7 protein-coding genes are annotated in these 12,778 nt (G+C 35.0%); all 7 read left to right on the forward strand.

The window, feature by feature from the left end:
- The 7 genes from pgmB to msrA all read left to right on the forward strand — a co-directional run bounded on the left by pgmB (position 1) and on the right by msrA (position 12,684).
- The gene (pgmB, locus tag Q0828_RS02445) at positions 1-657 is read left to right on the forward strand and encodes a beta-phosphoglucomutase (RefSeq protein ID WP_298417375.1); all 657 of its coding nucleotides are present in this window, start codon (positions 1-3) and stop codon (positions 655-657) included.
- Between the two features lie 81 nt (positions 658-738).
- Entirely contained in the window at positions 739-3,048 is a 2,310-nt protein-coding gene (locus Q0828_RS02450; RefSeq protein WP_298417377.1) for a glycoside hydrolase family 65 protein, read from the forward strand.
- A gap of 241 nt (positions 3,049-3,289) precedes the next feature.
- The gene (locus tag Q0828_RS02455) at positions 3,290-5,245 is read left to right on the forward strand and encodes a glycoside hydrolase family 13 protein (protein WP_298417378.1); all 1,956 of its coding nucleotides are present in this window, start codon (positions 3,290-3,292) and stop codon (positions 5,243-5,245) included.
- A 27-nt stretch (positions 5,246-5,272) separates the two neighbouring features.
- Entirely contained in the window at positions 5,273-7,345 is a 2,073-nt protein-coding gene (locus tag Q0828_RS02460) for an alpha/beta hydrolase-fold protein (protein WP_298417379.1), read from the forward strand.
- A 40-nt stretch (positions 7,346-7,385) separates the two neighbouring features.
- Entirely contained in the window at positions 7,386-9,776 is a 2,391-nt protein-coding gene (locus tag Q0828_RS02465; protein WP_298417381.1) for a TIM-barrel domain-containing protein, read from the forward strand.
- 39 nt (positions 9,777-9,815) lie between these two features.
- Positions 9,816-11,252 carry an alpha-amylase family glycosyl hydrolase gene (locus Q0828_RS02470; protein ID WP_298417382.1) on the forward strand — a complete coding sequence of 479 codons (1,437 nt, stop codon included), beginning with the start codon at positions 9,816-9,818 and terminating at the stop codon, positions 11,250-11,252.
- A gap of 892 nt (positions 11,253-12,144) precedes the next feature.
- Positions 12,145-12,684, forward strand: a complete 540-nt coding sequence (gene msrA, locus Q0828_RS02475; protein WP_298417384.1) for a peptide-methionine (S)-S-oxide reductase MsrA — start codon at positions 12,145-12,147, stop codon at positions 12,682-12,684.
- Positions 12,685-12,778: the final 94 nt, after the last annotated feature.

Here is a 12,778-nt window from a genome sequence, read left to right on the forward strand (position 1 = left end):
ATGAATAAAAAAGGATTTATATTTGATTTAGATGGTGTCATTGTTGATACTGCAAAATATCATTACCTGGCATGGAAATCTCTTGCCAATGAACTCGGTTTTGACATCACACTAGAACAAAATGAACAACTCAAAGGAGTAAGTAGAGTACGTTCTCTAGAAATAATTTTAGGATGGGGAAATAAAACACTTTCCGAAGAGGAATTCATGAAATACATGGCAGAGAAAAACGATAATTATTTATCGCATATTGCACAAATGGATGCAGAAGAAATTCTTCCTGATGTTCCAAAAACACTAAACTATTTACAAGAAACACAGCAAGGAATTGCCTTAGGTTCGGCTAGTAAGAATGCGCGTAAAATTCTACAAAAAGTAGGTTTATTCGAAAACTTTCAAGCTATTGTTGACGGAAACGATGTTAGCAAAGCAAAGCCCGATCCAGAAGTATTCTTACTTGCTGCAAAACAATTAAACAAAGTCCCAACGGATTGTATTGTATTTGAAGATTCTGTTGCAGGCGTAACTGCCGCAAATACCGCAGGCATGATTTCTATTGGAATAGGCTCCAAAGAAACACTCGGTCATGCAGATTATGTCTTCAAAGATTTTACTGAAATACAAACCAGTTTTATACAACAATTAATAAATAGATGATGGTATTAGGTGTTAGGTATTAGGTATTAGTGTCAACTATAACCTAAGACCCAAGACCCAAAACCAAACACCCATAAAAAAATGAATCAGAATTATATACAACCAGATAACTGGTCAATAATCGAGGAAGGATTTGACGCCGACAGTGTAAAATCCTCCGAAAGTCTCTTCAGCATCGGAAACGGCGCTATGGGACAACGAGCTAATTTTGAAGAATACTACTCTGGTCCTACATTTCAGGGAAGTTATATTGCAGGAGTATACTATCCTGACAAAACTAAAGTTGGATGGTGGAAAAACGGTTATCCAGAATACTTTGCAAAAGTACTAAATGCTCCAAATTGGATTGGAATTAATGTACGTATCAATGATGAATCACTTGATTTATTCAAATGTAAAAAAATAGAAAACTTCCGTCGTGAGTTAAACATGAAAGAAGGTTGGTACGAACGTTCGTTTACAGCTACACTACAAAACGATATCGAAATTGAAGTCACTTCAAAACGTTTTCTAAGTTTAGATATTGATGAAGTTGGAGCCATCGCATATAGCATCAAACCACTAAATAGTGATGCTACTATAAAATATACGCCATATTTGGATGCAGGTATTAAAAATGAAGATGCCAATTGGGAAGAAAAATTCTGGGAAACCATTCAAGTAAAGGAAGAAAACAATCAAGCATTTATTGTTGCCAAAACACTAAAAACAGATTTCTACGCATGTACATTCATGCAAACGGAACTAAAGCTTGACAATAAAACGTTAGACTTACCAACGAATGTCTCTGAAAAATCAACAGACATTTCGTTTCACTATACACAAGAAGTAAAAGCAAACCAAACCTTTACTATATATAAATATGGAGGATATACGGTTTGCACAAATCATGATAAATACAACCTCATTGAAGCCGCTAAAAAAGCATTGCAAAATGCGACTACTTTAGGATTTGAAGCATTGCTAGACAATCAAAAAGAAGCTTGGGCAAAAATTTGGGAAATGGCAGACATTACTATCGAAGGTGATGTAAAAGCACAACAAGGAATTCGTTTCAATATCTTTCAACTCAATCAAACCTACTTAGGAAAAGATTCACGTCTCAACATTGGTCCAAAAGGATTTACAGGCGAAAAATATGGAGGAAGCACCTATTGGGATACGGAAGCGTATTGCATTCCTTTTTACATGACCACAAAAGATCAGCAAGTAGCACGTAACCTATTGCAATATCGTTACAACCATTTGGAAAAAGCCATTGAAAACGCTCAAAAACTTGGGTTTAACAACGGTGCAGCACTCTACCCTATGGTAACAATGAATGGTGAAGAATGTCACAATGAGTGGGAAATCACCTTTGAAGAAATTCACCGAAATGGGGCCATCTCTTTTGCCATATACAACTACATTCGTTACACTGGCGATTACAGCTACATTCCAGAAATGGGCTTAGAAGTCATGATCGGAATTGCACGTTTTTGGCATCAAAGAGCAACGTTCTCAACGGCTAAAAACAAATATGTAATTCTAGGTGTTACAGGTCCAAACGAATACGAAAACAACGTAAACAACAATTGGTACACAAACTACATTGCACAATGGTGTATCAAATTTGCACAAGAACACATTGAAAAAGTAAAACAAGAATACGCGGACGATTACAATCGTATCATGCAAAAAGTACGTTTATCTGAGCAAGAAATCTCTTCGTGGATGGAAGTTGCAGAAAACATGTACTTTCCATACAGTGAGGAATATGACATATACTTACAACAAGATGGTTTCTTAGACAAAGACTTGGTTAGTGTTGCTGATTTAGACAAATCACAACGACCAATCAATCAAAAATGGAGTTGGGATCGCATCCTACGTTCGCCATACATCAAACAAGCAGATACCTTACAAGGTTTCTACTTCTTTGAAGATCATTTCACAAAAGAAAAACTCGAAAAACATTTCGATTTCTACGAACCATATACTGTACATGAATCGTCACTATCACCTTGCGTACACAGTATTCAAGCTGCAGCATTAGACAAAATGGACATGGCATATACATTCTATCTCAGAACGTCACGCTTAGACTTAGACGATTATAATAAAGAAGTCGAAGAAGGTTTGCACATCACGTCTATGGCAGGAACTTGGATGAGCATCGTAGAAGGATTTGGCGGTATGCGAATGAAAAATGACACACTCTCGTTTGAACCACGTATTCCATGGCAATGGAAAGGCTATTCATTCAAAGTAAACTTTAGAAATCACATACTCAAAATAAACGTTACACAAGATGCAACTTCGTTTGAACTTGAAAAAGGAAACGATTTAATCATCCTAGTCGATGGTAAAAAAGTAGCCGTTTCACCAAACGATTTGGTCACTATATCATAAACAATAAAAAGTATAAAGAGTTATTTCCTGCTTTCCGTTGTATCTTTTTTTGCCATATAGCAAAGCAAAAAAAGGATGCCACTACAATCAGGACTAGGCAATAAATAGTATTGAGAAGTGAGATATGAGTATGTAAAAATGTCACATCGAGCGCAGTCGAGATGCACTTTGAATCCAAAAATGCAAACAAACTCATCTCAATTCTCAATACTAACAACTCAAAGCTAAAACATTAAATCAGATGAAAAAAGCAATCGTACTCTTACTATTAACATGTTTGTTCTCCTGTAAAGAAACAGCAAACAAACCATCTGATGCAGAAAGCTTTACTTCAGAAATAACAGAAACAAAAAACGAACTTGAACGTATAGAACCACCGTATTGGTGGACAGGTTTCAAAAACACCAAACTACAACTCTTAATCAAACATCCAAACATTGCAAGCGCAACACCAACAATTGCGAGCACAAATATCAATATTGAAAAAGTACAAAAAGGCGAAAGTCCAAACTACCTTTTCATCGATCTAAATATTGGAAAAGCAACAGTAGGAAAGTTCAATATTGAATTCAAACTTGAAAACGGTTCAACACTCACACAAACCTACGAACTCAAGCAACGTAAAAAAGCCGCAGAAGACTATATTGGTTTTGACAGTTCGGATGTTTTATACCTTATCACTCCTGACCGATTTGCCAATGGAGACACATCAAACGATATTCCATTAAAAAAATCTGGAATTACAGAAACTGGTGAAAAAATTACACTTCTAAAAGAAGCTACCATCAACCGAAAAGATGATTACGCACGTCATGGTGGCGACATTACAGGAATTACAAATCACTTAGATTATATAGATGACTTAGGTTTCACGGCAATTTGGTCATGTCCGTTACTCACAAACGACATGCCGCGTAGTTCCTATCACGGATATGCCATCACAGATTATTACCAAGTAGATCCTCGTTTTGGGACCTTTGACGAATACCTCGAATTAGCTGATGAAGCTAGAAAAAAAGGTATCAAACTCGTTATGGACCAAGTGGCAAACCATTGCGGGTTACAGCATTGGTGGATGAAAGATTTACCTTTTAATGATTGGGTAAACTATCAAACAGCATTTGAAAATGGTGAAGAAACAACTTATTCAAATCACAGACGTACATCAAATCAAGATACTTATGCTTCTCAAAGTGATAAAGAAGGCATGGCAAATGGATGGTTTGTTAGCTCAATGCCCGATCTAAATCAGCGCAATCCATACATGGCAACATATATTATTCAAAACAGTATTTGGTGGATTGAAGCTTTAGGTTTGGGTGGAATTCGACAAGATACGTATCCATATCCTGATAAAGAATTCATGAGCAATTGGGCTGGTGCAATTATGACTGAATACCCTAATTTCTCTATTGTTGGTGAAGAATGGAGTTACAATCCATTACTCATTGGTTACTGGCAAACTGGAGCGAATAACAAAGATGGTTACGAAAGTAATCTTCGTTCAAGCATGGATTTTGCGATGCAACGAAAAACAGTAGAAGCCTTAAATGAAGAAGAATCATGGAACAAAGGATTGGTGAAAATATATGAAGGTTTGGCAAACGATTTCAATTACACAACACCAAAAGACATCATGATATTTCCAGACAATCATGACATGAGTCGCATCTTTACACAACTCAATGGAGATATTGCAAATACTAAAATGGCATTGAGTTATCAATTAGTATTACCACGTATTCCACAACTCTATTACGGAACAGAAATTTTAATGAATGACTTTGAAAAACCTGGTGATCATGGTTTAATTAGAACCGATTTCCCCGGTGGTTGGCAAGGCGACTTAGTGAATGCATTTACAGGTGAAGGTTTATCTGTAGAACAAAAAGACATGCAAAACTTTCTCAAAAAACTATTGAACTATCGTAAAACGAGCAAAGCAATTCATGATGGAAAAACCGTTCATTTTGCACCGTTTTTGGGAACATATTTCTTGTTCAGAACTTTGGATGATGAAACGGTTGTGCATATCATCAATAAAAATGAAAAACCAATCATAATTGATCTTAAACGGTATGCAGAAATGAACTTGGCAGGGAAAACGTTGAGAAATGTTATCACAGGTGAGAAATTCATCTGGAACGATGAAATTGAACTCAAAGAAAAAGGAAGTATCATACTAACAACAAATTAGATTTCGACTCCGCTCAATCTCCAACATATGAAAACAAAACTAGTCATACTAATAATTTCAATCTTCTTCTTTTCGTGTAAAGGCAAACAAAAAGATGACTATACAGATGGTAGAAAAGCAGTCACAATAATTGTGAACAATTTACCAAGTGATCATGACTATTCAAAAGATATCTACATTTCAGGTGATTTTGAAGGTTGGTCTGGCGGAAGGAACGAATTAAAACTAGAAAGAAAAGATAAAAGTTATCAAATTACGCTTCCAAATCATAGAGAAACTATCAACTACAAATTCACATTAGGAACTTGGGAAGGAGTAGAACTTGATGCAAAACGTCAAAATATTGAAAATAGAAGCTACACTTTTAAAGAAACTCCTGAAACCATCAACATTGCTATTGGCGCTTGGGCATTTGGAAATAAAAACGAAACGGTTTCTACCAAACAATCCAATGTAGAAACTTTTGCGGAAGCATTCGAAATTCCACAACTCAATACCACACGAAAAATTCAAGTATATCTACCGCCAAACTATACAAATTCAAACGAATCGTATCCTGTATTATACATTCATGATGGACAAAATGTTTTTGACAAAGCTACATCGTATTCAGGCGAATGGGAAGTAGACGAAATCTTAAATAGACTGCATCAAACAAATGGCTTAGACATTATTGTCGTTGCTATTGATAATAGTGAAAAACGCATGCAAGAATACACTCCTTGGAAACATGAAAAATACGGTGAACCACAAGGAAAACAATATGTAGATTTCATTGCAAAAACACTCAAACCTGCTATTGACAATAAATACAGAACAAAATCAGATGCCAAAAATACAGGAATCATGGGAAGTTCTATGGGTGGCCTTATTTCTCATTATGCTGCTTTTGAGTATCCAAATGTATTTGGAAAAGCAGGTATCTTCTCGCCTTCATTTTGGTTTTCAGATCAAATTATTCCATTTACTGAGAACAATCTGGCGGAAGCCAAAAACTCCAAACTCTACTACCTTATGGGCGGAAAAGAAGGAGGAAACATGGTAAAAGATTTAGAAACTATTGTAACTACAATTCAAAAAAACGGTTTTCCAAAAACCAATATGAATGTACAAATTACGCCAAGTGGAACACATAGTGAATCGTTCTGGCGAAGCGAATTCAAAAAAGCAATCCTTTGGTTATTTTCTGAACATATAAAAACGAAAACAAGTGATAAAAATCCAATTGCAACCGAAGTGAAAACAGTACAGTTGGCAAGTGGAAAACTCATGCGTGTTTCTGATTTTCCATCAAACTATATTCGTCCACGAAATGTAGATGTTTGGCTGCCTGAAAACTATTCAAAAGATAAAAAATACAGTGTATTGTATATGCATGACGGACAAATGTTATTTGACGCATCCACCACTTGGAACAAACAAGAATGGAAAGTAGATGAAGTTGCTTCTAAATTGATGGCAGCAGGAAAAGTAAAAGATTTTATAGTTGTTGCTCCTTGGAATATTGCTGAAATTCGTTGGCAAGATTATTTCCCTGAAAAAGCGTTTAGCTATTTGAATGAAGAAACAAAAAAGTCGCTTCTGGCGGAAGCCAAAAAGAACAATTTCGACATGATTTTTAGTGCCGATAACTATTTAAAATTCCTTACAGAGGAACTAAAGCCATACATTGATAAAACCTATGCTGTAAAAACGAATCGTCAACACACATTTGTTGCAGGTTCTAGCATGGGCGGATTAATTTCGATGTATACCATGTGTGAATACCCAGAAGTTTTTAGCGCAGCAGCTTGTATTTCAACACATTGGGAAGGTATTGTTCCAACCACTGAAAATAATCCGATTCCTGACACATTTTTTGCATATATGAGCGATCATATTCCATCCCCTAAAACACATCGTTTTTATTTTGATTACGGAACCGAAACGCTTGATCAATATTATCCACAATATGCGGAAATTGTCGATAGCATTTTTAAGAAAAAAGGATATACAAAAGCAAATTATAGAAACTTAAAATTTGATGGAGCTAATCATTCGGAAAATGCTTGGCAAAAACGATTGCACATTCCATTGACATTTCTACTAAAAAGCCCATAATGGGCATTTTGCAATTAAAAATTAATGATTATATCAGTTTATGAAACTATTTAAAATATTATTTATATCACTTTTATGTTGGCAATTTTCGCTTGCGCAAAATGATACTCGAAAATTTGAAAAAGCTTCTTTCGATGGTAAATCTGTATTGACAATAAATGTAAGCGACGGACAATATTTGTTACAAGCGTATAACACGGAAATTATAGAAACTACTTTTATTCCAAAAGGAGAAAAAGCACAAAAAGATTCACATGCAGTTGTCATGGAAACTACGCTTCCAACTATTAATTTTTGGGAAGGCAAACAAGAAGTCATATTTGAAACTACTGGAATTTCGGCGACAATCAACATAGATCCTTTTCAAATAGCATACAGTTACAAAGGAAAACTAGTCATTTCTGAGAAAAACGGATATCAAAAAGTAACAGAAGGCGAAGCGATTGATTTCAATTTGACGAAAGATGAAACCCTGATGGGCGGTGGCGCACGCGCTTTAGGTATGAATCGTCGTGGAAATCGATTAAAACTATACAACAGAGCGCACTATGGGTACGAAACTCGCTCAGAATTAATGAATTTTACATTACCAATTGTAATGTCTTCAAATAAATACATGATTCATTTTGACAATGCGCCGATTGGTTATTTGGATTTAGATAGCAAAAAAGACAATACACTTACGTATGAAACCATTTCTGGACGTAAAACCTATCAAGTTATTGCTGGCGATTCTTGGGTTGACATTATAGATAATTATACTGATTTAACAGGAAAACAACCATTACCACCACGTTGGGCGTTTGGGAACTTTTCAAGTCGATTTGGCTATCATTCGCAAGCAGAAACTGAAGCAACGATCAAAGCATTCAAAGATGAAAAAATTCCTGTGGATGCAATCATTTTAGATTTGTATTGGTTTGGGAAAGAAATCAAAGGAACGATGGGAAATTTGCAAGTGTATAAAGACTCGTTTCCTGATGCCAAACAAATGATTAAGAACTTACATGATAAAGGTGTAAAAACAGTATTCATTACCGAACCGTTTATTTTGACAACTTCCAAACATTGGCATGAAGCAGCAAATTTGGGGATTTTAGCAAAAGATTCTGTTGGAAATCCATATAAATTTGACTTCTATTTTGGGAATACTGGATTGATCGATATATACAATCCTAAAGGAGAAAAATGGTTTTGGGGAATTTACAAAGAACTCGCAGAAATGGGCGTTGCAGGTGTTTGGGGCGATTTAGGAGAACCCGAAGTACATCCAGAAAAATTACTACATCATACAGGAACAGCCAACGAAAAACATAATATTTACGGACACGATTGGGCACGATTAGTATATGAAGGTTATGCCAAAGATTTTCCAAATGTCCGACCGTTTATTTTGATGCGTGCTGGTTATTCAGGATCACAACGTTACGGACTTATTCCTTGGTCGGGCGACGTAAACAGAACTTGGGGCGGATTGCAATCACAAACTGAAATTGCACTACAAATGGCAATGCAAGGTTTGGGTTATATGCACTCTGATTTAGGCGGCTTTGCTGGCGCTAATTTAAATGACAATTTATACATCCGCTGGTTGCAATACGGCGTTTTTCAACCAATTTACAGACCACATGCGCAAGAAGAAGTACCAAGTGAACCTGTATTTCGATCGCCAAGAGCGAAAAAACTAGCTAAAGAAGCAATTGAATTGCGTTATCAATTATTACCATACAATTACACTATTGCCTTTGAAAACAATCAAAAAGGAACTCCATTAATGCGTCCATTATTTTTTGATGAACCTACAAATAAAGAATTGTATACGAATTCAGAAACCTACTTATGGGGAAATGACTTTTTGGTAACACCTATTGTAAAAGATAGTGTTGATACTAAAAAAATATACTTTCCAGAAAGCTCTAATTGGTACGACTTTTATTCAGGTGAAAAGATTGTTGGCGGACAAACCAAAGAAGTTTCTACTAAAGAAAACTCTATTCCAACATATGTGCGTGCTGGTGCGTTTATCCCGATGGCAAAACCAATACAAACGACCGCTAATTATGATCCAAATACATTTGACTTACATTATTATCATGATGAAAGCGTACGTGAACATATTAGCAAAATGTATACGGATGACGGCGAAACTAAAAGCGCTTATGAAAAAGGAAACTACGAATTATTAACCTTTAGAAGTGATTTTAGAACCTCGCATTTTCACTTTTACTTTTCTTCAGAAAATGGAGAAAAACTCCCTCCAAATACCAAAGAAATTAAAGTTGTATTACACAATATCAACAAAAAACCAAAAAAGGTAAAGTTTGCAAGGAAAAGAGTTGATTATTACTGGAATCCATTAGAAAAAACCGTTACGATCACTATCAATTGGAAAACAAAAAAGGAACGTGAGTTGTACGTAAAATTATACTGATCAAATTCAATTTAAACATCATTTATAAACTAACATAGAATGAAAAACCTAACTTTATTTATACTTACGACATTCTTATTTTTTTCGTGTAAAACGGAAAAAAAAGAAACTAAAAAAACACCCAAACCAGAAGAAAAGGAAATTGCCACAATTTCCAATGATATGATGGAAAATGCAGTGATTTATGAAGCTAATATTCGTCAATATTCAAAAGAAGGTTCATTTGATGCATTCACAAAAGATATTCCGCAGTTAAAACAATTAGGTGTAAAAGTTATTTGGTTAATGCCAATTTTTCCTATTTCAGAAACGAAACGTAAAGCAACAGGTAGTGAGTTTGCAAGTGAAATTGAAGACCCTGAGGAACGTAAGAAATACTTAGGAAGCTATTATGCAGTTTCAGATTTCACAAAAATTAATCCTGAATTTGGAACGATTGAAGATTTTAGAGAATTGGTAAAAACTGCACATGACAATGATATCTATGTAATTTTGGACTGGGTTCCAAATCATACAGGTTGGGATCATACATGGTTGAAAACAAATCCTGAATTTTATACAAAAAATGATAAAGGAGAAATTACCGATCCGTTAAATGAAGATGGAATTCCTGTGGGCTGGGCAGATGTTGCCGATTTGAATTATGACAACAAAGAGTTGCGTAAAGCGATGGTAAAAGACATGAAATATTGGTTAACTGAAGAAGATGTTGATGGTTTTCGTTGTGATGTAGCAGGTTCTGTACCTACTGATTTTTGGGAAGAAGCTGTGCCGCAATTGCGTGCTACCAAAGATATTTTCATGCTTGCCGAAGCCTGGGAACCTGAGTTATTGAAAAATGGTTTGTTTGATATGGCATATGGTTGGGATACGCATCACCGTATGAATCATATTGCACAAGGAAAAGAAACAGTTGCTGATTGGGATAAACGTATGCAACAAATAGATTCATTATATGAAAATGATGATATTTTAATGAATTTCGTAACAAATCATGATGAAAACTCATGGAATGGAACTATTGAAGAACGTATGGGTAAAGGTGGAGAAGCATTTACAGCTTTGATTTATACTGCGCCAGGAATGCCATTGATTTATTCTGGACAAGAGTATGATATGAAACATCGTTTGAAGTTTTTTGAAAAAGACGAAATTCCAAAAACAAAAGGAACTACATGGCCAGTTTTGGAAAAACTAGGAGCTTTAAAAAACACACATATTGCATTACATGGTGGAAAAAATGCCGCTTCCTATACAAAAATTTCTACAAGCGTAGCTGATAATGTACTGGCTTTTAAACGTGAAAAAGACGGAAAGTCTGTGTATTATATTGGAAACCTTTCTAAAGATGCTATTAGCACAAAAATTGATCTTGTTGGAAACTTTTCAAACTATATGGAAGGCGGTACAGTTACTTTTACAAAAGAACAAGAGATAGCATTACAACCTTGGCAGTATTTTATTTTGGTTAATTAGAGTATTTAATTTTTAAACCGCTTCGTTGTTAAAAGTTAGATTATTTGTGATAATTGAGAAACATAAACGTTATAGCTTTTACAGGTTCAGATACCGAAGTCAAAAAGAAAAAACTACAATGGTATCTTACGTCTGTCCAAAGAAATAATGAAAAAGCAGGCAGAAGTAAAGCGCATGTAGTTTAGCGACTGAATGATGCGCAGCAATTTCCTGCGGGCGGAATTGATTTTTTGTTGAAGCCTGTGCTGAACTTGGTTCAGTATTGTATCAAGATAAAAGATAGTTAAAGGAAAAAACTAACTGGAAAATATATTGAGATTCTCACTGCACAGGGGAATCAACTCAACTGACGATTTTAAATGCACTCTATGAGTTTTTAAAACCGAATTTCATTGAATCAAAAAGAGCCTCCTTACGGAAGCTCTTTTTTTTTACCAAAATTGGTTATTCTTATTTGGGGTCTTAGGGTAATAAGGGAAATAATTTATAACCAATAAATTACTTTAACCATGAAAAAAAGTTAAGTCCAAATATACTATTCTCTAGCATATAAAACCCTATATATTAGACAATAACTACCAAAGCTTCGACGAATGAATGCTTTTTATAGATGAATGTCATTAACACTGACAGACTTATGTCAAAACTCTTGATTTTGCTGGGCTTAGACTACAAAAAACAACATTATTTTGTGACAATTTTGACAGTGTTTTTTTTATGTATATGTTAAAATAATGTCTGCGATGTACTAAGTATTATAAAATTGCACCTTTTAAGGTATCCTATTTTCTACTACTAACAAGGATGTAAAAGCATATTTTTTTACGCTATAAAATGATACCTTTTATGAGTATCTTTGTTATGCTATAAAAAAGAATAGAATTATACGTTTATGGAAGATAAAAATATACAAACAGCAACTATTGGTGGTGGATGTTTTTGGTGTACTGAAGCCGTTTTTCAAGAAGTAAAAGGAGTAGAAACTGTTGTTTCTGGTTATACAGGTGGAACAGTTCCTGGAAAACCTACTTATAGAGAAATTTGTTCAGGTTTAACAGGTCATGCCGAAGTGATTCAATTAACATTTAACGCTGATGTGGTTTCGTTTGAAGAAATTCTAGTGATGTTTATGGCTACACACGATCCTACAACGTTAAATCGACAAGGAGCTGATGTTGGAACACAATATCGTTCGGCTATTTTTTATCATACTAATGCACAACGTACAATTGCTGAAGTTGTACTGAAACAAATGGCAGATTATTATGATGAACCAATTGTTACTGAGATTACGCCATTAGAAACGTTTTACGAAGCAGAAGCCGAGCATCAAGATTATTATAGATCAAATCCACGACAAGGCTATTGCAGTTATGTAATTACGCCTAAGTTAACGAAGTTGCGTAAGTTATTTGGGGATAAGTTGAAGTGATTTCGACACAAAATTCTTTCAGAATTTCACTCAATCTGACGGATTTTCAGATTCAATTAATATCATTTCGAGTGATTTTTTAAGATCGCTGCAC

The organism is uncultured Kordia sp., assembly GCF_947496985.1.
GTDB lineage: Bacteria > Bacteroidota > Bacteroidia > Flavobacteriales > Flavobacteriaceae > Kordia.